This window comes from Kribbella italica (genome assembly GCF_014205135.1).
Classification (GTDB): Bacteria; Actinomycetota; Actinomycetes; order Propionibacteriales; family Kribbellaceae; genus Kribbella; species Kribbella italica.
Map to the genome: position 1 here is coordinate 2291967 of NZ_JACHMY010000001.1, position 23893 is coordinate 2315859.

Genomic DNA, 23893 nt, shown 5'->3' on the forward strand with positions numbered 1-23893 from the left:
CGCCCGGGGTGGGCGGCGCCTGCGGTCGGTCACGGCGTGAGGGCTGACTCGTCCTCGTCGTCGGCCAGGAGATCTGCCCTGGTCGGTACGCCGGGGACCGGCGCCGGGGCCGGTTGTTCCCCGTCGTGGTCGACGACCGCGGCGGTGAACTGGGCGTTGTAGAGCCGGGCGTAGGCGCCGTCGACGGCCAGGAGCTCCGTGTGGGTGCCCTGCTCGACGATGGAGCCGTTCTCCATCACGAGGATGAGGTTGGCGTCGCGGATGGTGGACAGGCGGTGGGCGATCACGAAGCTGGTGCGATCGGACCGCAGGGCTGCCATCGCGCGCTGGACCAGGACCTCGGTGCGGGTGTCGACCGAGCTGGTGGCCTCGTCGAGGATCAGCAGCTGCGGGTCGGCCAGGAACGCCCGCGCGATGGTGAGCAGCTGCTTCTCACCGGCGCTGACGTTGCTGCCTTCCTCGTCGATCACCGTGTCGTAGCCGTCGGGCAGGCTGTGCACGAAGCGATCGACGTACGTCGCCTTGGCCGCCGCGAGCATGTCCTCCTCGGTGGCGTTCAGGTTGCCGTAGAGGATGTTGTCGCGGATCGTCCCGCCGAACAGCCAGGTGTCCTGCAGGACCATCCCGATCCGGGACCGCAGGTCGTGCCGGGTCAGCTCGGTGATGTCGACGCCGTCGAGCGTGATCCGGCCGCCGTTCAGCTCGTAGAACCGCATGACCAGGTTGACCAGCGTCGTCTTGCCGGCCCCGGTCGGGCCGACGATCGCGACCGTCATCCCCGGTTCGGCGACCAGCGACAGGTCGCTGATCAGCGGCTCGTCGGGCTTGTACGAGAACGACACGTGCTCGAACTCGACCCGCCCGTGCGCGTCGGTCACCTTCTCCGGCGTCGCGTCCTCCGGCACCTGCTCCTCGGCGTCGAGCACCTCGAAGACCCGCTCGGCCGAGGCGACCCCGGACTGCAGCAGGTTCGCCATCGAGGCGACCTGCGTCAGCGGCTGGGTGAACTGCCGCGAGTACTGGATGAAGGCCTGGACGTCGCCCAGCGACATCGTGCCCGACGCCACCCGCAGGCCACCGATCACGGCGATCACCACGTAGTTCACGTTCCCGATGAACATCATCGACGGCATGATCAGGCCGGAGATGAACTGCGCCCCGAACGAGGCCTGGTACAGCTCCTCGTTCTTGGCCGCGAAGCTCGCCTCGATCTCCTTCTGCCGGCCGAACACCTTGACCAGCTCGTGCCCGGTGAAGGCCTCCTCGATCTGCGCGTTCAGTGCGCCGGTGTGCCGCCACTGGGCGACGAACCGGGCCTGCGAGCGCTTCGCGATCAGCGCGGTCAGGATCATCGAGACCGGGATCGTCACCAGCGCGATCAGCGCCAGCAGCGGCGAGACCACGAACATCAGCGTGATCACGCCGATCACCGTCAGCAGCGAGGTGAGCAACTGGCTCAGCGTCTGCTGCAGGCTGGTCGACACGTTGTCGATGTCGTTGGTGACCCGGCTGAGCAGCTCACCGCGCGGCGCGCCGTCGAAGTAGCTGAGCGGCAGCCGGTTGAGCTTGTCCTCGACCTCGCCGCGCAGCTCGAAGACCGTCCGCTGCACCACGCCGTTCAGGATGTAGCCCTGCATCCAGGACAGGAAGAAGGCACCGACGTACAGACCGAGTACCAGGAGCAGGACGTTGCGCAGGGCATCGAAATCGATGCCGACGCCCGGGATCAGGTCGATCCCGCCGAGCAGGTCGGCGAACCGGTTGTTGCCCTGGGCCCGCAGGCCCTCGATCACCTGCTCCTTGCTCAGGTTCTGCGGCAGCGGCTTGCCGATCGCGCCGGCGAAGATGATGTCGGTCGCCCGGCCGAGCAGCTTCGGCCCGAGCACGGACAGCCCGACACTCGCGATCGCGAGCAGGATCACGCCGGCCACCTGGATCCGGTGCGGCCGCAGCCGGCGCAGCAGCCGCTTGGCCGAGGGCCCGAAGTTCATCGACTTGTCCCCCGGGATGCCTCCCGGAGGCCCGAACCCGCGACTGGCCGTCGGCCGCTCGGTCGCCTTCACCGTCACGGCGCCACCACCCTCGGTGGGCTCGTCGGCGGCCGCAGTCTTCGTGTCGCTCATGCCTCCACCTCGCTGGCGCTCGGATCCGGCATGAGCGAGATGTCGGCTGTGCTTGTTGGTCGCTCGCTTCGCTCGCTCATGCTGCCTCCTCCGCGGACCGCTGGGACTCGACGATCTCGAGGTACGTCGGACAGCTGTCCAGCAGTTCCTCGTGGGTGCCCTTGCCGACGATCGCGCCGTCCTCGAGCACGATGATCTGGTCGGCGCCGATGATCGTGGACACCCGCTGGGCGACGATCACCACGCACGCATCGGCGGTGACCGGTGCCAGCGCCGCCCGCAACCGGGCGTCGGTGGACAGGTCGAGCGCCGAGAACGAGTCGTCGAACAGGTAGATCTCCGGTTGGCGGACCAGTGCCCGCGCGATCGCCAGGCGTTGCCGCTGACCACCCGAGACGTTGGTCCCGCCCTGGGCGATCGGTGCGTTCAGCTGCTCCGGCATCGCCTCGACGAAGTCCTTGCCCTGGGCAATCTCCAGCGCGTGCCAGAGCTCCTCGTCGGTCGCTTCCGGGTTGCCGTAACGCAGGTTGCTCGCGACCGTGCCGGAGAACAGGTACGGCCGCTGCGGAACGAGCCCGATCCGCTTCCAGAGCTGCTCCGGATCGATCTCCCGGACGTCGACGCCGTCGACCAGCACGCGGCCGTCGGTCGCGTCGAACAGCCGCGGCACCAGCGACAGCAGCGTCGTCTTGCCCGCGCCGGTACTACCGATGATCGCGGTCGTCTGCCCGGGAGCCGCCGAGAAGGTCACGTCCCGGAGGACCGGCTCGGCCGCACCTGGGTACTGGAAGCCGGCGTTCTCGAAGACCAGCTCGCCGTGCCCGGTGAAGGTGCCGATCGGCGTGACCGGCGGGCGGACCGAGGAGTCGGTGTTCAGCACCTCGGTGATCCGGTCGGCGCAGACCGAGGCCCGCGGCACCATGATCATCACGAAGGTCGCCATCATCACCGAGAACAGGATCTGGATCAGGTAGCTGATGAAGGCGGTCAGCTGGCCGACCTGCATGGCCCCGCTCTCCACCCGGGAGGCACCGAACCAGAGCACGGCGACGCTGGACGCGTTCAGGATCAGCATCACGACCGGGAAGACCAGTGCCATCAGGCGGCCGGCCCGGATCGCGGTGTCGGTCACGTTCGTGTTGGCCTCGCCGAACCGCTCGGTCTCGTGCGGCTCGCGGACGAAGGCCCGGACCACGCGGATGCCGGTGATCTGCTCGCGCAGCACCCGGTTCACGCTGTCGATGTTGACCTGCATCTTGCGGAACTGCGGCACCATCCGGCTGGCGATCAGGCCGATCGAGGCGGCCAGCAGCGGTACGGCGACAGCGACCAGCCAGGACAGCCCGACGTCCTCGCGGACCGCGGCAACGATTCCACCGACCATGGTGATCGGCGCGGCGACCAGCATCGTGGTCGACATCACCACGAGCATCTGGACCTGGGTGACGTCGTTGGTACTGCGCGAGATCAGCGTCGGCGCGCCGAACTGGTTCACCTCGCGCGCGGAGAAGCTGCCGACCTGGTGGAAGACGGCCGCCCGGACGTCGCGGCCGAACAGCGCCGCGGTCTTGGCGCCGAAGTACACCGCGACGATCGTGCAGACGATCTGCACCAGGCTGACCCCGAGCATCCAGCCACCGGTGCGGACGATGTAGCCGGTGTCTCCGGTGGCCACGCCGTTGTCGATGATGTCGGCGTTCAGGCTGGGCAGGTAGAGGGAGGCGATCGTCCCGACGAACTGCAGGACGACCACCAGGGACAGGTTGCCGGCGTACGGACGCAGGTGCGTGCGCAACAGGCGAAGTAGCATCAGAGATCCCCAAGGTGGTGAAGGCGGACACCGTCGAGTGCGAAGTCGACGATCTCCTCGGCGGTCATCGGCCGACCGTCCGAAATCATTGGGTGGGTCGCGGAGAAGGTGATCATCCGGATCCGGTGCGCGACGTCCTCGGGCGAGAACCGCAGCGCTTCGGCGTCGGGCCGGATCAGGTCGACGAACACGGCACTGGCCCGCTCCGCCTCGGCCTTGCGACGCAACTCTTCGTCAGGGTCGCTCTTCCAGTCCGGCGGCCGGTGCATCCGCATCGTCAGCAGCAGCCGGAAGACGCTGCGCAGCCGGGACTGGCTCACCTCGACGGAGGCGATCAGCCGTTCCCGCAGCGGCAGCGACCGGTCGATCTGCGCGAGCGCCGCGATCAGCGGCCCGGACTCGAAGGCCGAGCCGATCACGGCGTCGATCAGCGCGTCCTTGCTGCCGAACGCGCGGAAGATCGTGCCTTCGGCGACACCGGCCGCCTCGGCGATCTGCCGGGTGCTGACATCGGTGCCGTACTCCTCCAGCAGGGGCAGCACAGCGGCGACGATCGCGGCACGGCGCTCGTCGGGCGGCATCGGGGTCGCTCGTGGACTCACCCGGCCGAGACTAACTGAGTGAGTACTCACTCACAACTGCATTAGCCGGCGGTTCGTCAGCGCCCGTCGAGCAGCGCCTCGATCCCGTCCAGCACACGGGCCAGCCCGAAGGCGAACCCGTGCTCGGAGTCGTACGCCGCATCGAACTCCTGGCCGACCGCCGTACCGACCCGGCTCGCGAGGGGGAACTTCTGCGCGTCGCCGATCTTCTCGAGCAGCGGCTCGTGCGCCAGCCACCAGTCCTTGTCAGTGATACCCGACGACTGGATCACCTGCTTGGCGTCCACAGCACTCCGCACGGCGCCGTGCACATACCCGTTGACCAGCGCGACCGCGGCGTCCATCTCCACATCGCTCAGCCCGATCCCCTCGACCGCTTCCAGCTCGTACTCGTACTTCGCCATCAGCCCCGGCCCGAGCGGCGGCCGGCTGCTCGCGACGTACAGGAGCCACGAGTGCTGCAGGTAGAGCTCGCGGTTCTCCAGCGCGACCTCTTCCAGCTTGGCCCGCCAGTCGCCGTCGACCGGGCGGCGCGGGAACTCGCCGTACACACTGTCGAGCATCACATCGAGCAGCTCGGCCTTGCCAGGCACATACCGGTACAGCGTCATGGCGCCGACGCCGAGTTCCTCGGCCACCCGCCGCATCGACAGCGCGGCCAGGCCCTCCGCGTCCGCGATCCGTACGGCGGCCGCGCAGACCCGGTCGACCGTGAGCGCGGGTTTCGGCCCGCGGGTCGGCCTGGACTGCAGTCCCCAGAGCAGCTCCAGGCTCTTCGCGGGATCGCCGGCACCGCTGTACTCGGAATTCATGTGCGCAATTCTCCCCGACCGGACTACACTCCATCGACTACCCCGTACAGCGTACCCAGTAAGACGCCGTCTTGACCTCAAGCATGGTCGAGGTTCTAGCGTCATCGGAAAGTGTCGGTGGTCCACGAGACCATCGGCACACCCTGGCCGACCGAGCGACCCCGGAGCACCGCCGTGAGCATGGAAATGACCGCGTGGAACTCGCTGTACCACGCGATGAACGCGCAGGAAGAGAAACGTCCCTTCTCCAAGGCGACGCTGAAGCGGATCCTCGTCTTCGCGCGGCCCCACCGGCGGTTGCTGATCGCCTTCCTCGTCCTCAGCACGGCGGCTGCCGTGCTGGCGGTCGCCACGCCGGTGCTGGCCGGCGAGGTGGTCGAGGCCATCGTCGACGGCAAGACGGTCAGCACCGTGATGTGGCTGGCGGGACTGATCGCGCTGATCGCCGTCGCCGAGGCCGGAATCAGCCTGTTCACCCGCTGGCTGTCGGCGCGGATCGGTGAGGGCCTGATCCTGGACCTGCGCACGGCGGTCTTCGACCACATCCAGAAGATGCCCATCGCGTTCTTCACCCGGACCCGGACCGGTGCGCTGGTCTCCCGGCTGAACAACGACGTGATCGGCGCGCAGCGCGCGTTCAGCGACACCCTGTCCGGCGTCGTGAGCAACCTGGTGATGCTCGTCCTCACGCTCGTGGTGATGCTCAGCCGGTCGTGGCAGATCACCGTGCTGGCGCTGATCCTGCTGCCGGTCTTCGTGATCCCGGCCCGGCGGAGGGGCGCCAAGCTCGCCTCGCTGGAGCGCGAGGCGGCCAACTACAACGCCACCATGAGCACCCAGATGACCGAGCGGTTCTCGGCGCCCGGCGCGACCCTGGTGAAGCTGTTCGGCCGGCCGGTGCGGGAGTCCAAGGAGTTCGCCGACCGGGCCAGCCGGGTGCGGGACATCGGCGTCCGGACCGCGATGGTCCAGTGGGTCTTCGTGACCGCGCTGACCCTGGTCTCCGCGCTCGCGCTGGCCGTGGTCTACGGGCTCGGCGGCTTCTACGCGCTGCGTGACCAGCTCGACGCGGGCACGGTGGTGGCGATGGCGCTGCTGCTGACCCGGTTGTACGCGCCGCTGACCGCGCTCGCGAGTGCCCGGCTCGAGGTGATGACCGCGCTGGTCAGCTTCGAGCGGGTCTTCGAGGTGCTCGACCTGAAGCCGCTGATCCAGGACAAGCCCGACGCCGGGCGCGTGCCGGAGGGTCCGGTCGCGGTCGAGTTCGACGACGTACGGTTCGCCTACCCGTCGGCCGACAAGGTGTCGCTGGCCTCGCTCGAGGAGGTCGCCAAGCTCGACACCCGCGGCGGCGACGAGGTGCTGCACGGGATCACCTTCCGGGCCGAGCCGGGGCAGATGGTCGCCCTGGTCGGTACGTCGGGAGCCGGCAAGTCGACGATCGCGCAGCTGATCCCCCGCCTGTACGACGTGGACTCCGGCGCGGTCCGGCTGGCGGGCGTCGACGTACGGGACGTGACGGCCGAGTCGTTGCGCGAGACGCTCGGGATGGTGACCCAGGACGGGCACCTGTTCCACGACTCGATCCGGGAGAACCTGCTGCTCGCGCGGCCCGAGGCGTCCGAGGAAGACCTGTGGGACGCGTTGACGCGGGCGCGACTCAAGGACCTGATCCACTCGATGCCGGACCAGCTGGACACCGTGGTCGGCGAGCGCGGATATCGGCTGTCGGGTGGTGAGCGGCAGCGGCTGACGATCGCCCGGTTACTGCTCGCGCAGCCGCGGGTCGTCATCCTCGACGAGGCGACCGCCGCGCTGGACTCGACGTCGGAGGCCGCTGTCCAGGCGGCGCTGGCCGAGGCGCTGACCGGGCGGACCGCCGTGGTGATCGCGCACCGGTTGTCGACGATCCGGGCGGCCGATCTGATCCTGGTGATCGAGGCCGGGGTCGTGGTCGAGCGCGGGACCCACCTGGAACTGCTGGCCCAGGGTGGTCGTTACGAAGAGCTGTACCGGACGCAGTTCGACCAGCCGCCGGCCGAGGACGAGGTGGTGGTGGTCGGGGCGTCGTAGGACAGACAGCTGGTGGTTCGGCCAGGCTGAAGGTCGAGAAGGTCCGGGGTTGGCAGCGAGGAAGGTACGGGGTTGGTAGTAGCGGTTGGCGTTTCGGCGGAGATTGCTCGTCTGGTGGCGGTGTTCCGGCCGGCCGATCCACCACGTCTGGGGACCGTCGCGTTCTGGTCCCCGGACGCGGAGCCGTTGCCCCTGGGCATCGGCGAGCACGTCGACCTCCAGGTCGTCACGCCGGTCGCCGACGAGTTGCAACCACACGTAGTCCGCGCCGTCGAGCTACCCGTCGGCGAGGCAGTCGCCGTGCTGGGAAGAGCCCGCAAGAGTCCCGATGCCCATCCGTCGGTCGGTTTCTGGGGAGCGGTCTCGCTCGTCGCGCTCCAACTGGTCGCCCGCGGGCGGTTGCTTCCCGGGGTCTCCCCCGCCGGGCACGACGCCTGGCGGGTCGGCCCGTACGACCAGCCGGACGTGGAACGAGTCCTGCAACTCGCCGAGGCGATGCCACCGGAAGCCAGGTGCGTCCCGCTCCCTCCGCACACCGGAGCCCGGCCCGGACCGGCCGTCGCCGACGCGCGCGGGCTCGACGCCGACGCGGCCAGGCTGAACGGCGACGCGGGCGGGCTGAGCGGCGGCTTGCGCTTGCCGGTTGCCGAAGACCTCGTGCGGGCTTTCCTCGACGCGGTGGCTGACGGGATGCCTCGCTCGGCCGCGGCGGCGAAGGCTCACGGGACCGATCTGTTCACCGCGAAGGCCCCGCAGCGGGCGGAGCGGTTGCGGTCGTGGGCGGACGAGGTGTCGGCGGGCCTGGACACCGGCGTACGGATCTCCTTGCGGATCGACCTCATCGAGGGTGACGAGCTCGGGTTCCGCGCCACCGTGCAGCTGCACAGCCTGCAGGATCCGACGCTGGTCAGCGACGCGGCCGACGTGTGGGCGGGCGACGTCCCGGGGTTCGGTCCGCGGGCCAGGATCGACGCGACGCTGGCGATCCGCCGCGCCGCGCGGGTCTGGGATCCCCTGCAGCAGTTGCTCGACGCCGCCGTACCGGACCAGATGGAGCTGACCGACGGCGAGATCGCCGGGCTGCTCGCGACCGGCGCTCAGCGGCTCGCGGCCGCCGGCATCGACCTGCACTGGCCGCGCAGCCTCGGCCGTGCCCTCACCGCGCGGGCCGCGATCACGACGACACCTGACACTCCCCCGTCCGACCTGCCCAGCTTCTTCGGCGGCGACAGCACCCTCGACTTCAGCTGGCAGGTTGCTCTCGGCAACGACCCGCTCAGCACCGAGGAGATGGACCGGCTGGCCGAGGCGACCCGCCCGGTGGTCCGGCTGAGGGACCAGTGGATGCTGGTCGATCCCGAGGTGGCCCGCAAGGCCCGCGAGCGGATCCTCAAGCCGGTCACGCCGATCGACGCGCTCAGCGCCGCACTCACCAGCACCGCCGAGATCGACGGCAAGCACGTCGAGGTCACCCCGACCAAGTGGCTGGACGACCTGCGCGCCCGGATCGCCGACCCCGACCGCTCCGACGAACCGCACGAAGCTCCCGCGGCGCTCCAGGCGACCCTGCGCGACTACCAACTGCGCGGCCTGCAATGGCTGGCCCGGATGACGTCGCTCGGTCTCGGCGGCTGCCTCGCCGACGACATGGGTCTGGGCAAGACGATCACGCTGATCTCGCTGCACCTGCACCGCCAGACCTCCGACGAGACCGCCGGTCCGACACTCGTCGTCTGCCCGGCCTCCCTGCTGGGGAACTGGGAGCGCGAGGTCAACAAGTTCGCTCCCGGTACGCCGGTCCGCCGCTTCCACGGCACCAGCCGGTCGCTCGACGAGGCCGACACCGGGTTCGTACTCACGACGTACGGGACGCTGCGCCGGGACGCGAAGAAGCTCGGCGGGCACCGCTGGGGACTGCTCGTCGCCGACGAGGCGCAGCACGTGAAGAACCCCTCCTCCGGGACGGCGAAGGCGCTGCGGACGGTCCCCGCGATGGCCCGCGTCGCCCTCACCGGTACGCCGGTCGAGAACAATCTGTCCGAGCTCTGGGCGATCCTCGACTGGACGACGCCGGGCCTGCTCGGCCGGCTCGGCACGTTCCGCAGCCGCTGGGCGACGCCGATCGAGGCGGACAAGGACCAGGAGATCGCGGACCGCCTGGCGACGCTGGTCCGGCCGTTCCTGCTGCGGCGGAAGAAGTCCGACCCCGGGATCGCGCCCGAGCTGCCGCCGAAGACCGAGACCGACCAGGCCGTGTCGCTGACCCGCGAGCAGGCCGTGTTGTACGAGGCAACGGTCCGCGAGCTGATGGACGAGGTCCGGTCCAGCAACGCGATGGCCCGCCGCGGGCTGATCGTGAAGCTGCTGACCGGGCTCAAGCAGATCTGCAACCACCCGGTGCAGTACCTCAAGGAGCCCGCCGGCGCGAAGCTCGCCGGGCGCTCCGGCAAGCTCGAACTGCTGGACGAGCTGCTCGGCACGATCCTCGCCGAGGACGGCGCGGTGCTGATCTTCACGCAGTACGTCGCGATGGCGCGGCTGCTGGAGCAGCACCTTGCGGACCGTGGTGTCGGCACCCAGTTGCTGCACGGCGGTACGCCGGTGCGGAAGCGCGAGGAGATGGTCGAGCGCTTCCAGGCCGGCGAGGTGCCGGTCTTCCTGCTGTCGCTCAAGGCCGCGGGCACAGGGCTGAACCTGACGCGCGCGGATCACGTCGTGCACTTCGACCGGTGGTGGAACCCGGCGGTCGAGGACCAGGCGACGGACCGGGCGTACCGGATCGGCCAGACCCGGCCGGTGCAAGTGCACCGGTTGATTGCCGAGGGCACCATCGAGGACCGGATCGCGGCGATGCTGACCAGCAAGCGGGCGCTGGCGGACGCCGTACTGACCGCGGGTGAGGCGGCGTTGACCGAGCTGTCCGATGCCGAGCTGGCCGATCTGGTGGAGCTGCGAGGTGGTGCCCGATGAGCGCGAGACTGCAGACCGGCGTCGTCGAGCGGGGTGGGGTGCGATGAGCGCGGCGAAGGGGTTCGCGCCGTTCCCGGCGCAGCGCGGGCGCAGTACGCGCGGGCGTTCGTGGTGGGCGCGGGCGTGGGTGCAGGCGATGGAGGACACGTCGCTCGACAACGGCCAGCTGAAGAAGGGCCGCCGCTTCGCGAACTCGGGGCAGGTGGGGACGATCACCGTCAGCCCCGGGCGGATCGCGGCACTCGTCGAGGCGCCCGAGGACCGGTACGAGTCGGCGGTGATGGTCGAGCAGCTGTCCGAGGACGAGTGGAGCCGGTTCCTCGATCAGGTGGGGTCGCGGGCCGGTCATATCGCGGCGTTGCTGGACGGGGACATGCCGCACGATCTGGTGAGCGCGGCCGAGGACGCGGGCGTGCAGTTGCTGCCGGGGATCGGGGATCTCGACCCGTCGTGCACGTGCGACGCGTGGGAGTTGCCGTGCCAGCATGCGGCCGGGCTGTCGTACCAGGTGGCTTGGTTGCTGGACGACGATCCGTTCGTGCTGCTGCTCCTGCGGGGTCGCTCGCGTGAGGATCTCCTCGACGAGCTGCAAGGCCGAGCAACCACAGGCGCTACTCCGGCCCAGCCCGGTGCCGCCCCGGCCCAGCCAGTAGTTGCCGAAGTGCCCGGTGTGGAGGCCACTACGGTTTTCGGTGTCGAGGTAGGTCCGCTGCCGCCCGCTCCAGACCTGCCCGCCAAGGTGTTGATCGAGGACCTGCCGATCACCGCCACAACTCCTCTGGATTCGGTGCTGCTGCCGTTGCTCGTCCTCGACGCCGCCCGGCGGGCTCGCGGGTTGCTGAACGCCTTGCTGGCAGGAGCTTCCGAGCCCTGGGTGCTGGACGAGTGGCAGGACTCGGTGCGTTTGGTCGCCGAGTATCCGGAGCTGCGCGAACGCCTGGCGGACACCGAGCGGCTTGCGGTCGGCGTACAGGCTTGGGAGTACGGCGGGGCGCCTGGGCTCGACGTGCTCACCGGCACCTGGGCGCCTGAGGGCGGCGAGCTCGTGCGAGCGCGGACCGAGTTGCAGGCGGCAGCGGACGATCCTGTCGACCTGGAGATCTCGGGCAACTGGCTGAGCGCCCAGACGGTTCAACTGCGCCTCGACCGCGCGGGCCGCTGGCACCCGTACCAACTGGTCGGCGACGACTGGCAGCCGGCCGGACCGGCCGACCGGGACCCGGCGGCGGCGTTCGCGGTAAATCAGGCGACGGAAGGGGCGCACCAGCAGTAACGTGACGAGCCACGACCAGACGGAGAGGAGTTGAGGCGTATGACCGCGACGCTGCGGTTCTGCGTGCCCAACTCCTTCATGCCTAACTCCCTCTGGTCGAAAGGCTTTTCCGTTGTCCATCACCTGGACCACCCGCGCCGAAACCGGCGCTGACCTCGCGGCGATCGACGCCGTCAACTTCCACGCGTTCGGGCGTCGCTACGAGCCTGACATCGTCATCCGGCTGCGCGCTTCCACGGCGTGGCTCCCCGCGCTCTCGTACGTCGCGACGCGGGACGACGAGGTCGTTGCCCACGCCTTGCTGAGTCGTTGCCACATCGACGAATCCCCGGCGCTCGTGCTCGGCCCGGTCGCCGTGCTCCCGGCGTACCAGCGCACCGGTGCGGGCAGCGCGACGATTCGTGCCGCTCTGGACGCTGCCCGGGACGCAGGTGAGCACGCGGTCGTTCTCCTGGGGCATCCCGAGTACTACCCGCGCTTCGGTTTCCGTCCGGCGACCGAGTTCGGCATTCACGGCGAGCACGACGGCCCCGCCCAAATGGCCCTCGGGCTTGATCCCGGCCGGCCACTCCCCCGTGGGACGATCCACTACCCGTCCGGCTGGGACGCCTGATCCGTGGTCGCGCCTGTTCCCCTCCGGGACCAGGCGCGACAGCGCAGGAAATCCTTCACCCGGCGGCGGCACCGAATCGGTAAAAGGTTGCCGCAAACTCGCCGAACCCCTTGCGCGCCTGCCTTGTATACATGAAACAGTCAACGGAACCGCTCATCCCCTGGAGGACGAAATGTTCCGTCGAACTCCGTCGCCACTGAACCGTTCCAGCTGGCGGAGAACCGCTCCCCCGGCCGCGCTGCTCGCGCTGGTCCTCGCGGCCACCGCCTGCTCACCGGTCGAGTCGAACGACGAGCAGACCGGCGGTGACCAGACCAGCTCGACCCAGGACGTCTTCGGCGACGCCGCGGACGCCGCCCAGGTCAAGCCCGGCGGAACGCTCACGGTCGCGCTCTCCGCCGATCCCGACAAGCTCGACCCGACGCTGTCGCGCAGCCTGTACTCGCGCTACGTCTTCCACACCATGTGCGAGAAGCTGTACGACCTCGGCCCGGATGCCAAGATCGTGCCGCAGCTGGCGACCGCGCTGCCGACCGTCGCGGCCGACGGGCTGAGCCTGACCATCCCGCTGCGCGAGGGCGTGAAGTTCGCCGACGGCGGAACGCTGGACTCAGCGGCCGTGAAGGGCTCGATCGAGCGCGGTCTGACGCTGGCCGGTTCCGGCCGCAAGAGCGAGCTCGGCCCGATCAGCGGCGTCGAGACGCCGGACCCGAAGACCGTCGTGATCAAGCTGTCGAAGCCTTTCGCGCCGCTGACCGCCGCGCTGGCCGACCGGGCCGGGATGGTGCTGAGCCCGGCCGCGGTCTCCAAGCTGGGCGCGAACTTCTCCACCGCGCCGACCTGCGTCGGCCCGTTCAAGTTCTCCAGCCGGGTCGCGCAGAACTCGATCAAGGTGGTCAAGGACCCGCTGTACTACGACGCGGCCAAGGTGCACCTGGACGCGATCGAGTACCGGATCATCACCGACTCCAGCATCCGCTCGGCGAACCTGCGCTCCGGTGACGCCCAGATCGCCGACTCACTGTCCACGCAGGACGCGCCCGAGCTGCAGAAGGACGACAGCATGTCGGTCCTGCAGTCGCAGTCGCTGGGCTACCAGGGCCTGACCATCAACGTCGGCAACGCCGAGGGCATCGGCAACCCGGTCAAGCAGCTTGACACGCCGATCGCCAAGGACCCACGGGTCCGGCAGGCGCTGGAGGCGTCGATCGACCGCGAGTCGCTGGTGAAGACGATCTTCAACGGGCTGAACACCGTCGCCTGCTCGCCGATCTCGCCGAAGAGCGAGTTCACCAGCGAGGCGGCGCAGGCCTGCCCGGCGCACGACCCGGCCAAGGCGAAGGAGCTGCTCGGCCAGGCCGGCGTCACCACGCCGTACAAGGTGGAGATGATCACCTCGAACAACCCGGACTCGTTGCGGCTGGCCCAGGCGCTGCAGGCGATGGTCAAGGAGGGTGGTTTCGAGCTGGTGATCAAGCCGGTCGAGTACGCGTCGCTGCTGGACCAGCAGGACCGTGGAGACTTCGAGCTGCTGCAGCTCGGCTGGTCGGGCCGGGTCGACCCGGACGCCAACATCTTCAACTTCGTCGGCACCGGCGGCAGCCAGAACGTTGCCGGCTACAACAGTCCGGACGTGGACAAGCTGCTCACCGACGCCCGGCAGGCCAAGGACCAGGCCGAGCGGATCAAGCTGTACGGCGACGTCGTGACCAAGCTCCAGCAGGACGACCCGCTGATCTACATGTACCGCCAGCGCAACCTGACCGGCGTCAGCAAGAAGGTGCTCGGCGTCCAGACCTACCCGGACGGGGTGATCCGGACCGCCTTCGCCGGCTTCGCGAAGTAGGCGGGGGCGATGCGTCGCTACCTGCTCGGCCGGCTCTGGCAGTCGGCGGTGACGTTGCTGCTGGCAACAATTGTGGTGTTCCTCGGGGTCCGGGCGCTGCCCGGCGACCCGGCGCTGGCGCTGGCCGGGGAGGACCGCGATCCGGAGTCGCTGCGCGCGATCCGCGAGCAGTACGGCCTCGACGACTCGCTGCTGGTGCAGTTCTGGCAGTTCGTCAGTCACGCCGTACGAGGTGATCTCGGGACGTCGATCAGGACGGGCGAGAGCGTGACCGGGATGCTGAAGAGCGCTCTCCCGGTGACGCTCGAGCTGTCGTTCCTGGCGATCCTGATCGCCGGCGTGATCGGCATCGGCGCGGGCGTGGTCGCCGCCGTACAGCGCGGCCGCCCGGCCGAGTGGGCCGCGAACGCGCTCGCCCTGCTCGGTCTGTCGGTGCCGAACTTCTGGCTCGGCCTGATGGCGATCCTCTACCTGTCGGTGGCGATGGGACTGTTCCCGGCGTCGGGCTTCGTGCCCTTCTTCAGCGACCCGGTCGCCAACCTGCATCACCTGGTGCTGCCCGCCTTCATTCTCGGCACCGGGCTGGCGGCCGTGATCATGCGGCAGACGCGGTCGTCGATGCTCGACGCTCTCTCGGCCGACTACATCCGGACCGCCGAGGCCAAGGGCCTGAAGCCCAGCGCGGTGATCGGCCGGCACGCGCTGCGCAACAGCCTGATCGTGGTCGTCACGATCGTCGGGCTGCAGCTCGGCGCGCTGATCTCCGGCGCGGTCGTGACCGAGCGGATCTTCGCGCTGCCCGGTTTCGGCAAGCTGACCGTCGACTCGGTCTTCCAGCGCGACTACCCGGTGATCCAGGCCGTCGTGCTGGTCACCGCCACGGCGTACATCGTGATCAACCTGCTGGTCGACCTGCTCTACTCGGTGATCGATCCGCGGATCCGTGTGAGGGGTGAAGCGTGATGGCCGTCGCCGATGTGACAGTGACGGCCGGTACGCCGTTGTCGTCGCGCCGCCGCAAAGTGGTCAAGCGGATGCTGCGCAACCCGCTGGCGATCGCCGGTCTGGTCGTCCTGGTCATCGCGGTCGTCGTCGCGGTGTTCGCCCCATGGCTCGCGCCGCACGAACCAACCGACACCCACCTCGACGAGGTCTTCGGCCCACCCGGTACGCCGGGCTACCTGCTCGGCACCGACGACCTCGGCCGTGACGTGCTGGCCAGGATCATGTTCGGGCTGCGGGCGTCGCTGCACGTCGGGCTGCTGGCGGTCGCGACGTCGCTGGTGATCGGCGTACCACTCGGGTTGATGGCCGGGTACTTCCGGACCGTCGACGCGCTGATCTCGCGGTTCACCGATCTCGTGCTGGCCTTCCCGTTCCTGATCCTGGCGGTCGGCCTGGCCGCGATCCGCGGTGCGAGTCTCGGCAACGCGGCGATCGCGATCGGGATCGCGCAGATCCCCGGCGTGATCCGGATCGTCCGGTCGGAGACGCTGCGGCTGAAGTCGCTCGACTTCGTCGCGGCCGCGATCGTCGAGGGTGCGGGCGATCTGTGGGTGCTCGGGCGGCACATCCTGCCGAACGCCGCGTCGGTGGTGATCGTGCAGGCCACCGTCGCGATCCCGGCCGCGATCCTCGGCGAGGCGGTGCTGTCGTTCCTCGGGCTCGGCATCCAGCCGCCCGCGCCGAGCCTCGGCACGATGCTGTCTGACGCGCAGCAGTTCGCGACCCGGGCGCCGTGGGCGGCGGTGATGCCGGGGCTGGCGATCATGTTGCTGGTGCTCGCGTTCAACATCGTCGGCGACAGCCTGCGCGACGCCCTCGACCCGAAAGCGAGCCGCCGATGAACGGCCCTGTGCTGAAAGTGCACAACCTGTCGGTCAGCTTCCGTACTGAGGACGGACGAATCTCAGCCGTCGACAAAGTCGACTTCGAGGTTGCCGACGGCGAAGTTCTCGCGGTGGTCGGTGAGTCCGGTTGCGGCAAGAGCGTCACTGCGATGAGCCTGGCCGGTCTCCTCCCCCGCTCGGCGACCGTCGACGGCTCGGTCCAGCTCGACGGCGTCGAGCTGATCGGCGCCGACAAGCGCACCCTGCGGTCGATCCGCGGCCGCGAGATCGCGTACATCTTCCAGGAGCCGATGACCTCGCTGAACCCGGTCTTCACCGTCGGCCGGCAGATCGGCGAAGTGCTCGGCGTCCACAACGGGCTGTCCCGGTCGGCCGCCCGCAAGCGCGCCGTCGAGCTGCTCAAGCTGGTCGGCATCCCGTCGGCCGACCGCCGCGTCGACGACTACCCGCACCAGCTGTCCGGCGGCATGCGGCAGCGCGTGATGATCGCGATGGCCGTCGCCTGCGACCCGAAGGTGCTGATCGCCGACGAGCCGACCACCGCGCTCGACGTCACCATCCAGGCCGGCATCCTCGACGTACTGCGTGGTCTGCGCGAGCGGCTCGGCACCAGCATCGTGCTGATCACGCACGACCTCGGTGTCGTCGCGGACCTCGCCGACCGGGTCGCCGTCATGTACGCCGGCCGCGTGGTCGAGACCGCCGAGGTTCACGACCTGTTCGCCCACCCCACTCACCCCTACACCGCCGGGCTGCTCGGAGCATCGCCGTCGGCCGGACGCCACGCGGGCAGCGACCGCCTCAACGAGATCCCCGGCCTGGTGCCGGTCCTCGCTGAGCAGCCCGACGCGTGCACGTTCGCCGACCGCTGCCCCCGAGCACTCGACACCTGCACGACGGAGCAGCCGCTCCTGACCGCAGGTGCTCACCAGGTGGCGTGCTGGAACCCGGTCCGTGAGCCGGTGGAGGCCCGATGAACGCACTCGAGATCGAAGACCTGGTCATGCACTTCGGCCCGGTCAGAGCCGTCGACGGGGTCTCACTGCAGATCCGCAAGGGCACAGTGGTCGCCCTGGTCGGCGAGAGCGGCTCCGGCAAGTCCACGGTCGGCCGCTGCATCGTCCGGCTGCTGGAACCAACCGGTGGGACAGTCCGCCTCGCTGACGCCGACATCACTCACCTCAACCGCCGCCAGCTCCGCAAGCACCGCCGGGACGTGTCCATCGTGTTCCAGGACCCGGCCGGCTCGCTGGACCCGCGGCTGTCGGTCGGCGACATCGTCAGCGAACCACTCCGGCTCATGCGGCAGCGTGACACCGCCGGACCGGTTGCCGACTCGCTCCGCCGGGTCGGACTCCGGCCGGAGGTCGCACACCGTTCACCGCACGAGCTGTCCGGCGGTCAGCGCCAGCGGGTGAGCATTGCTCGCGCCCTGATCTCCAAGCCGAGTCTGCTGGTCGCCGACGAGCCCACCAGCGCACTGGACGTCTCCGTGCAGGCGTCGGTGCTCAACCTTCTGGCGGACCTGCAGCGGGACCTGGGGTTCGCCTGCCTGTTCATCACCCACGACCTGTCCGCTGTCGAGTACCTGGCCGACGAGGTCGCAGTGATGTACCTGGGTCAGCTGGTCGAGCAGGGCCCGCGGGAGCGCATCTTCGGCGTACCGGCTCATCCGTACACGCAGGCGTTGCTGTCGGCCGCTCCGGTGCCCGACCCGACGACCCAGCGGGCCAGAGTGCCCGTACTGCTCGGCGACGACCTGCCCTCACCGATCGACCCGCCCGACGGCTGCCGGTTCCACACCCGGTGCCCGGTGGCAGTGGACAGATGCCGGACAGTCGTCCCGGAGTCCCGGGTGATCGGCGAGGGTGGACACCGGGTCGCGTGCCACCTGGTGAACGACGACGGCACCGGCCCGGACGTACGACGTACGCAGGACACCACCGACACAGGAGCTGCCCGATGACCTTCACCACCCGGCCCACGCTGCGCGGCACGTTCGGGATGGTCTCGTCCACGCACTGGCTGGCGTCCCAGTCGGCGATGCGGATCCTGGAGCTCGGCGGCAACGCGTTCGACGCGGCCGCCTGCGCCGGGTTCGTGCTGCACGTGGTCGAGCCGCACCTCAACGGCCCGGGTGGCGAGGTGCCGGCGATCGTCGCGACCGCTGGTGACCCGACGCCGCGAGTGCTCGCCGGTCAGGGCGTGGCACCGGCCGGCGCGACCATCGACCACTACAAGTCACTGGGCCTCGATCTGGTCCCCGGGTCAGGTCCCCTCGCGGCGACAGTCCCTGGTGCCGTCGACGCCTGGCTCCTGCTGCTCAGAGACCACGGCACGCTGCCGCTGCGCACTGTGCTCGAGCCTGCGATCGACTACGCCCGTAACGGGCACCCGGTCGTCGCACGCGTCGGTGACACTGTTGAGACCGTGCGGCAGCTGTTCACCGAGCACTGGCCGACCTCGGCCGCTGTCTGGCTGCCCAACGGCCGCCCGCCCGCGCCGAAAGAGCTGATCAAGAACACCGCGTACGCCGACACGCTGGAGCGGCTGGTCGTCAGCGGTGAGTCAGCCGGCTCAGACCTGGTCGCGCAGATCGAGGCCGCTCGGCTGGCCTGGCGTGAGGGCTTCGTGGCCGAGGCCGTCGACGCCTTCTCGAAGCTGCCGCACCGGGACTCCAGCGGCGAGGACCACGCCGGACTGATCACCGGCGCCGACATGGCTGCCTTCACTGCGACGTGGGAGGACGCGGCGACGCTGGACTGGCACGGGCACACCGTTGCCAAGACGGGCCCGTGGGGCCAGGGCCCTGCGCTGCTGCAGTCGCTCGCCGTACTGGCTGAGCTTGGTGACCCTGGTGACCTCGACCTGACCAGTGCGGACGCCGTCCACACGACCGTCGAGGTCATGAAGCTGTCGTACGCCGACCGCGAGGCCTGGTACGGCGACGGCGCCGACGTACCGCTGAAGACGCTGCTCTCCCCCGCGTACTCCGCTGCACGGGCCGCACTGGTTGGTCCGGACGCCTCGCTGGAGCTGCGGCCCGGTCAGCCCGACGGACGGAAGCCGCGGCTGCCTTCGGTGACGACCAGCGGTGCGGCTGTCGACGCGACGGTTGGTGAGCCGACCGTCGCCCCTGACGGCGGGACACGCGGCGACACCTGCCACGTCGACGTGGCGGACCGGTGGGGCAACGTCATCTCCGCCACGCCGAGTGGCGGCTGGCTGCAGTCGTCGCCGGTGATCCCGTCGCTCGGGTTCCCACTGGGCAGCCGGGCGCAGATGTTCTGGCTGGAGGAGGGGCTGGCGTCGTCGCTGGCTCCGGGCAAGCGGCCGCGCACCACGCTGACACCGACGCTCGTGCTGCGCGACGGCGTACCGGTGCTGGCTTGTGGGTCGCCCGGTGGTGACCAGCAGGACCAGTGGCAGTTGCTGTTCCTGCTGCGGACGCTGGCCGGCGGGCAGGACCTGCAGGAGGCCATCGACGCACCGGCCTGGCACACCACCGGCTTCCCCTCGTCGTTCTACCCGCGGGCCAGCGAGCCCGGCGGGCTGGTGATCGAGTCCCGCTTGGGCACGGCAGTCCGCGACGAGCTGGTACGCCGTGGGCACGTCATCACCGAGTCGGACGCGTGGAGCCTTGGGCGGCTGTGCGCGGTCGGCCGTGAGCCTGGTGGCGTCCTGTCGGCCGGTGCGAACCCCCGCGGCATGCAGGGGTACGCCGTGGGTCGCTAGCTCAGGGCTGCGGCGGCCGCTGCGTCGATGTGAGCGCTGGCAGCGGCCACTGCGGCATCGGCGTCGCCGGCTGCGATGGCGTCGACCAGGCGGATGTGTTCCTCCCAGGAGTGCGGCGCGCGCTGCGCTGCGCCGACCCGGAACACCCAGTGCACGTGGTGGTACATGGCTGACGACAGCGACGCCAGCCAGCGGTTGCCACTGATGTCGATCACTGCGACGTGCAGCTCGCTGTTCAGCTCGGCGACCCGGGCGAAGTCCTCCGCGTCGGTCGCGGCGTTGGCCTCGGCCAGCAGGGCACGCAGTCTGGCGACGTCTTCCTCCGTGGCCCGCTCGGCAGCCAGTCCGGCCGCCAGCGTCTCCAGCTGCTTCCGTACGGCGAACAGATCGCGGATCGCTGTCTCGTCCAGCGTCGCGACGACGGCACCGCGGCGCGGGAGGATCTCGACGAACCCCTCGCTCTCCACCACGCGCAGCGCCTCGCGGACCGGGTTGCGGGAGACGCCGAAGTCGTCGGCCAGCCTGTTCTCGGTCAGTCGCTCGCCCTGGGCGTAGTCGCCGTCGACGATCCGGCGCCGCAGCTCGCTCAGTACCTGCTCCCTGAGCGCGATGTGGTCCGCACCGATCGTGCGCACCTGCCCGCCCCCGTACTGCTGGTCCACCCCGGACTCCCCTCTCAGTCGGCCGTGCCGTCGCGTGGCACGATCCGCCAGCACCGTACCGGACCGCGGGCCGGAGAACCCGTTTGCCGCCTGCCGGTGCGGCTGGATACGTTGACGGCTTGTCCATAACGATCACGCCGTTGACCGACCCCGACTACCGGCCGTTCAGCCGCCGGCTGGTCTGGCTGGCGTCCGGCGACCACCCGGTCGGTTCGGCGTACCTGCGGCTGAACAGCAAGCCGACCCACGAGCACCTGGCCGAGCTGGAGCTTTCCGTGCACCCGGCGGACCGCCGCCAGGGCATCGGCTCGCGCCTGCTCGACGCAGCGTTGCAGGGCGCTTCTGAGAACGACGCGACCACTGTGCTGGCCGACGCGACGGTCGGGTCGGCTGGTGATCACTTCCTCGCAGCTCGTGGCTTCGCTGTCGCCCTGCAGCTCGTCTACACCCGTCTGACCCTGGCGGACGCCAAGCCGTCCATCAGTCCGGTGGCCGGCTACCGGCTGACCTCCTGGACCGGCGTACCGCCGGAGGGCCTGATCGAGTCCTTCACCGATGCGCGTGGCGCGATGAGCGACGCTCCGGTCGGCGACATCGCGTACGGCGACGAGACCTGGGACGTGGAACGCAGCAGGCAGGCCGCCGAGGCCGTGGCGCAGCGCGGCGACCTGCTGGAGACAGTGGCAGCTCTGGACGAGTCCACCGGCGAGGTGGTCGCCTACACCGAGCTCGTCGTACCAGGCGACGGCCAGGGAGACGCCCAGCACTACGGCACGGCCGTCGTCCCCGCCCACCGCGGCCACGGCCTGGCCCGCTGGCTCAAAGCCGAGCAGATCCGCCAGACCATCATCCGCCACCCGAAGCTGGCCGGTCTTCTCACCGACACCGCCGCCACCAACGACGCCATGCGCCGCACCAACGACTCGCTCGGCTACCGGGAGACCCACCAGCTCCACCGCTACCAGCTGCAGCTCAGCTGAGCCCAGCCAGCCGGTACAGCACGAGCGAACCGGCCACGGCGACGTTCAGGCTGGCGCCGGTCCCGATCATCGGGATCTCCACCACCTGGTCCAGCTGGTCGAGCGCCTCCGGCGGAATCCCTGTCTGCTCGTGCCCGAGTACGGCGATCGTCCTGCTCCGCGCGGGCGGCAGGTCCGCCAGCCGTACGGCGTCCTCGGCCAGCTCCACGCCGAGAACAGTGGTGTCGTCACGCTGCCGCTGATCCGCCAGCCACTGCACCGGGTTGTGCCCGGTCCAGTGCACACAGCTCCTTGTGCGCAAAGTGTTTCCTCGTGCCAGGGCGTCAGGCACCCACGGCAGTTTCGGCACCGCCAGGCACGCACCGGCGGCGTCGCAGGTCCGCAGCAACGTGCCGAGGTTGACGTTGTGCATCGGCCAGAGCGGCGCGACCAGCAGGTGGTCCCAACAGGCGTGCGAGCGGCGGCGGCGCTGGCGGCGCAGGTCCTTGCGGCTGCGGGTCCGCACCTGAGGCGCGCTCATCGGGCCGTGGGAGCGACCCTCCCGGAGTTCGTCATGTGAGCGGTGCTTCGCGGCGCACCGGGGCCATCGTCCGCAGCGCCCCGTCGGGCGCTGTCGAGGTCCAGGTTAGGCGAGATCGGCGTCGTGGGCCAGCAGGGCGATCTGGACCCGGTTGTTGAGATCGAGCTTGGTGAGGATGCGCGTCAGATGGGTCTTGACGGTGGCGACGCCGAGGTCGAGCGCGGTGGCGATCTCGGCGTTGCTCTTGCCTTCGGCAACGGCTGCGGCGACGTCGCGTTCACGGTCGGTGAGCTTGGCCAGTGCCGAGACGGCCTCGTCGCGGCGGGGGCCGCCGTCGTCACCGGCGACGTAGTCCATCAGGTGCCGGGTGACGCCGCCGGACAGGATCGGCTCGCCCTCGGCGACCCGGACGACCGCCTCGACGATCTCGCGCGGCGCCGAGTCCTTCAGCAGGAACCCGGCCGCGCCGGCCCGCAGCGCCTGCAGCAGGTACTTCTCGGACCCGAACGTCGTCAGGATGACCACCTCCGGCGCGTCCGGCAGCCGCCGTACGGCCTCGGTCGCGGTCAGGCCGTCCATCACCGGCATCGTGATGTCCATCAGGACGACGTCCGGCCGCAGCTCGCCGACCGTGGCGATCGCCGCCCGGCCGTCCGCCGCGTCGCCGATGATCTCCAGCTCCGCCGCACCGCCGAGCATGGTCTTCAGCCCGGCACGCACCAACGGATCGTCGTCGACCAGCACCACCCGAACAGCCATGCCCACAGACTAGGCGGTTCAGTGCGTCAGTGGTCAGGCAGGCCAAGGCAGCCAGGCGGTCAGCTGGAACTCACCTGCCCTGACGTGGTGCTCCAGCCGCCCTCCAGCAAGCGTCGCCCGCTCAGCCAGACCCACCAGACCGACCTGCGACCCAGGCACAGCCACCCCAGGGGTCAGCCTGTTCCGCACCTCGATCGTCAGGCCGTCGCCCGGCCCACCAGTCAGCTCCACCCGCACCAGGGACCCCGGCGCATGCTTGCGCGCGTTGGTGAGGGCCTCCTGCACAATCCGGTACCCGTGCCGCCCAGTGGTTGCCGGCAGCCCGTCCGCCTCACCCGCCAGCGGCTCGAACCGGACCGTCATCCCCGCCGCCTCCGACTCCTCCACCAGCTCGGCGATCTCCCCGATCCCCGGCTGCGGCCGCCGGCCGCCCGGATCGCTCAGCCCCGGCCCACGCAGTACGCCGACGATCTCCCGCAGGTCGTCCATGGACTCCCGCGCGGTCGCCCGGATCACGCCGGCCGTCACCGCCAGCTCGTCCGGCGGCATGTCCGGCCGGAACTCCAGCGCCCCGGCGTGCACGCTCAGCAGCGACAGCCGGTGCCCGAGCGCGTCGTGCATCTCCCGGGCGATCCGCTCCCGCTCGCGCCGCCGGCCCTGCTCGACCCGCAGTTCCTGCTCCGACTCGGCCCGCCGCGCCCGCTCCTCCATGGACAGCAGCAGCTGCCGCCTGGTCCGTACGACGATGCCCCACGCCACCAGAGCCATGCAGAACAGTGCCGTGAAGCCGGCACCGAACAGGTAGTTCTGCTCAACGCCCGCAACCTTGATGGGGTACAACCAGAACTGCACCACCGCCGACACCACCGCCAGCACCAGGGAAGCCACGCTCACCGCGGGCCGCCGGTGCACGGCAACGCTGAACAGCGCCGGGCCGCTGGCCGCTCCGACCGCCGGAACGAACACCGAGACCACCGTCAGCACCACCACCAGCTCAACCGGCCACCGCCTCCGCAGCAGCAGGGTCAGCGCAGCGACCAGCCCCAACCAGAAGTTCAGCTGCTCCGGGACTGCCGGCAGCTTGGCGTTGGGTCCCGGTTCGCTCCCCAGCAGGCTGATCCCGGCGGCCAGGAGCACGAACAGCGTGTCGACCACCCAGTCCCGCGGCGTACGGCGGCCTTGTCCCGGCGCGGCGCGTGAGCCGGGCCTGAACAGCGCCGCCACGACTCCTGGGCGATCGAGTTCCGTCGACATACCCCCAGACG

Annotated in this window: 19 protein-coding genes; 11 read left to right on the top strand and 8 right to left on the bottom strand. The window is 70.0% G+C overall.

Annotation, left to right across the window (positions count from 1 at the left end):
* Positions 1-29 precede the first annotated feature (29 nt).
* The 4 genes from HDA39_RS10755 to HDA39_RS10770 form a co-directional block, all read right to left on the bottom strand.
* Complete coding sequence (locus HDA39_RS10755) at positions 30-2123, bottom strand: ABC transporter ATP-binding protein (RefSeq protein ID WP_184795079.1); 2094 nt, start codon at positions 2121-2123, stop codon at positions 30-32.
* A gap of 76 nt (positions 2124-2199) precedes the next feature.
* The gene (locus HDA39_RS10760) at positions 2200-3933 is read right to left on the bottom strand and encodes an ABC transporter ATP-binding protein (protein WP_184795080.1); all 1734 of its coding nucleotides are present in this window, start codon (positions 3931-3933) and stop codon (positions 2200-2202) included.
* Entirely contained in the window at positions 3933-4535 is a 603-nt protein-coding gene (locus HDA39_RS10765) for a TetR/AcrR family transcriptional regulator (RefSeq protein ID WP_337925705.1), read from the bottom strand. The genes HDA39_RS10760 and HDA39_RS10765 overlap by 1 nt, the downstream gene beginning before the upstream one ends.
* 56 nt (positions 4536-4591) lie before the next feature.
* Positions 4592-5347, bottom strand: coding sequence for a TetR/AcrR family transcriptional regulator (locus HDA39_RS10770; protein WP_184795081.1), 756 nt, complete (start codon positions 5345-5347; stop codon positions 4592-4594).
* 180 nt (positions 5348-5527) lie between these two features.
* Between HDA39_RS10770 and HDA39_RS10775 the strand changes: the two genes are divergently transcribed.
* The 10 genes from HDA39_RS10775 (at position 5528) to HDA39_RS10820 (ending at position 19707) form a co-directional block, all read left to right on the top strand.
* On the top strand, positions 5528-7420 hold the full coding sequence (locus HDA39_RS10775; protein ID WP_420488798.1) for an ABC transporter ATP-binding protein: 1893 nt from the start codon (positions 5528-5530) through the stop codon (positions 7418-7420).
* Positions 7421-7534: 114 nt separating this feature from the next.
* Positions 7535-10390: a DEAD/DEAH box helicase gene (locus tag HDA39_RS10780; RefSeq protein WP_337925706.1), complete on the top strand. Its 2856-nt coding sequence runs from the start codon at positions 7535-7537 to the stop codon at positions 10388-10390.
* 43 nt (positions 10391-10433) lie between these two features.
* A complete protein-coding gene (locus HDA39_RS10785) occupies positions 10434-11663 on the top strand; it encodes an SWIM zinc finger family protein (RefSeq protein WP_184795083.1) in 1230 nt (409 codons plus the stop codon).
* A gap of 112 nt (positions 11664-11775) precedes the next feature.
* Positions 11776-12276 carry a GNAT family N-acetyltransferase gene (locus HDA39_RS10790; protein WP_184795084.1) on the top strand — a complete coding sequence of 167 codons (501 nt, stop codon included), beginning with the start codon at positions 11776-11778 and terminating at the stop codon, positions 12274-12276.
* A gap of 172 nt (positions 12277-12448) precedes the next feature.
* Complete coding sequence (locus tag HDA39_RS10795; RefSeq protein ID WP_184795085.1) at positions 12449-14122, top strand: ABC transporter substrate-binding protein; 1674 nt, start codon at positions 12449-12451, stop codon at positions 14120-14122.
* Between the two features lie 9 nt (positions 14123-14131).
* Positions 14132-15085: an ABC transporter permease gene (locus HDA39_RS10800; RefSeq protein WP_184795086.1), complete on the top strand. Its 954-nt coding sequence runs from the start codon at positions 14132-14134 to the stop codon at positions 15083-15085.
* On the top strand, positions 15085-15969 hold the full coding sequence (locus HDA39_RS10805) for an ABC transporter permease (protein ID WP_184795087.1): 885 nt from the start codon (positions 15085-15087) through the stop codon (positions 15967-15969). Before HDA39_RS10800 ends, HDA39_RS10805 begins: the two co-directional genes overlap by 1 nt.
* Entirely contained in the window at positions 15966-16949 is a 984-nt protein-coding gene (locus HDA39_RS10810; protein ID WP_184795088.1) for an ABC transporter ATP-binding protein, read from the top strand. The genes HDA39_RS10805 and HDA39_RS10810 overlap by 4 nt, the downstream gene beginning before the upstream one ends.
* A complete protein-coding gene (locus HDA39_RS10815) occupies positions 16946-17938 on the top strand; it encodes an ABC transporter ATP-binding protein (RefSeq protein WP_184795089.1) in 993 nt (330 codons plus the stop codon). Before HDA39_RS10810 ends, HDA39_RS10815 begins: the two co-directional genes overlap by 4 nt.
* Positions 17935-19707, top strand: coding sequence for a gamma-glutamyltransferase family protein (locus HDA39_RS10820; protein WP_184795090.1), 1773 nt, complete (start codon positions 17935-17937; stop codon positions 19705-19707). The genes HDA39_RS10815 and HDA39_RS10820 overlap by 4 nt, the downstream gene beginning before the upstream one ends.
* Here the strand turns inward: HDA39_RS10820 and HDA39_RS10825 are convergent.
* Entirely contained in the window at positions 19704-20369 is a 666-nt protein-coding gene (locus HDA39_RS10825; protein WP_184795091.1) for an FCD domain-containing protein, read from the bottom strand. The two genes, HDA39_RS10820 and HDA39_RS10825, sit on opposite strands and share 4 nt — an antisense overlap.
* Before the next feature lie 119 nt (positions 20370-20488).
* Between HDA39_RS10825 and HDA39_RS10830 the strand changes: the two genes are divergently transcribed.
* Positions 20489-21349 carry a GNAT family N-acetyltransferase gene (locus HDA39_RS10830; protein WP_184795092.1) on the top strand — a complete coding sequence of 287 codons (861 nt, stop codon included), beginning with the start codon at positions 20489-20491 and terminating at the stop codon, positions 21347-21349.
* Here HDA39_RS10830 and HDA39_RS10835 read toward each other — a convergent pair.
* The 3 genes from HDA39_RS10835 to HDA39_RS10845 all read right to left on the bottom strand — a co-directional run bounded on the left by HDA39_RS10835 (position 21342) and on the right by HDA39_RS10845 (position 23882).
* Complete coding sequence (locus HDA39_RS10835; RefSeq protein ID WP_184795093.1) at positions 21342-21869, bottom strand: TrmH family RNA methyltransferase; 528 nt, start codon at positions 21867-21869, stop codon at positions 21342-21344. The two genes, HDA39_RS10830 and HDA39_RS10835, sit on opposite strands and share 8 nt — an antisense overlap.
* 105 nt (positions 21870-21974) lie before the next feature.
* The gene (locus HDA39_RS10840) at positions 21975-22628 is read right to left on the bottom strand and encodes a response regulator (RefSeq protein ID WP_184795094.1); all 654 of its coding nucleotides are present in this window, start codon (positions 22626-22628) and stop codon (positions 21975-21977) included.
* A gap of 33 nt (positions 22629-22661) precedes the next feature.
* Positions 22662-23882, bottom strand: coding sequence for a sensor histidine kinase (locus HDA39_RS10845; RefSeq protein WP_184795095.1), 1221 nt, complete (start codon positions 23880-23882; stop codon positions 22662-22664).
* Between the last annotated feature and the right edge of the window lie 11 nt (positions 23883-23893).

Excerpts from the sequence above, each read along its gene's own strand:
- HDA39_RS10755 (WP_184795079.1), bottom strand. The coding sequence starts at position 2,123 with ATGAGCGACACGAAGACTGCGGCCGCCGACGAGCCCACCGAGGGTGGT.
- HDA39_RS10760 (WP_184795080.1), bottom strand. The coding sequence starts at position 3,933 with ATGCTACTTCGCCTGTTGCGCACGCACCTGCGTCCGTACGCCGGCAAC.
- HDA39_RS10770 (WP_184795081.1), bottom strand. The coding sequence starts at position 5,347 with ATGAATTCCGAGTACAGCGGTGCCGGCGATCCCGCGAAGAGCCTGGAG.
- HDA39_RS10775 (WP_420488798.1), top strand. The coding sequence starts at position 5,528 with ATGGAAATGACCGCGTGGAACTCGCTGTACCACGCGATGAACGCGCAG.
- HDA39_RS10785 (WP_184795083.1), top strand. The coding sequence starts at position 10,434 with ATGAGCGCGGCGAAGGGGTTCGCGCCGTTCCCGGCGCAGCGCGGGCGC.
- HDA39_RS10795 (WP_184795085.1), top strand. The coding sequence starts at position 12,449 with ATGTTCCGTCGAACTCCGTCGCCACTGAACCGTTCCAGCTGGCGGAGA.
- HDA39_RS10800 (WP_184795086.1), top strand. The coding sequence starts at position 14,132 with ATGCGTCGCTACCTGCTCGGCCGGCTCTGGCAGTCGGCGGTGACGTTG.
- HDA39_RS10805 (WP_184795087.1), top strand. The coding sequence starts at position 15,085 with ATGGCCGTCGCCGATGTGACAGTGACGGCCGGTACGCCGTTGTCGTCG.
- HDA39_RS10810 (WP_184795088.1), top strand. The coding sequence starts at position 15,966 with ATGAACGGCCCTGTGCTGAAAGTGCACAACCTGTCGGTCAGCTTCCGT.
- HDA39_RS10815 (WP_184795089.1), top strand. The coding sequence starts at position 16,946 with ATGAACGCACTCGAGATCGAAGACCTGGTCATGCACTTCGGCCCGGTC.
- HDA39_RS10820 (WP_184795090.1), top strand. The coding sequence starts at position 17,935 with ATGACCTTCACCACCCGGCCCACGCTGCGCGGCACGTTCGGGATGGTC.
- HDA39_RS10835 (WP_184795093.1), bottom strand. The coding sequence starts at position 21,869 with ATGAGCGCGCCTCAGGTGCGGACCCGCAGCCGCAAGGACCTGCGCCGC.
- HDA39_RS10840 (WP_184795094.1), bottom strand. The coding sequence starts at position 22,628 with ATGGCTGTTCGGGTGGTGCTGGTCGACGACGATCCGTTGGTGCGTGCC.
- HDA39_RS10845 (WP_184795095.1), bottom strand. The coding sequence starts at position 23,882 with ATGTCGACGGAACTCGATCGCCCAGGAGTCGTGGCGGCGCTGTTCAGG.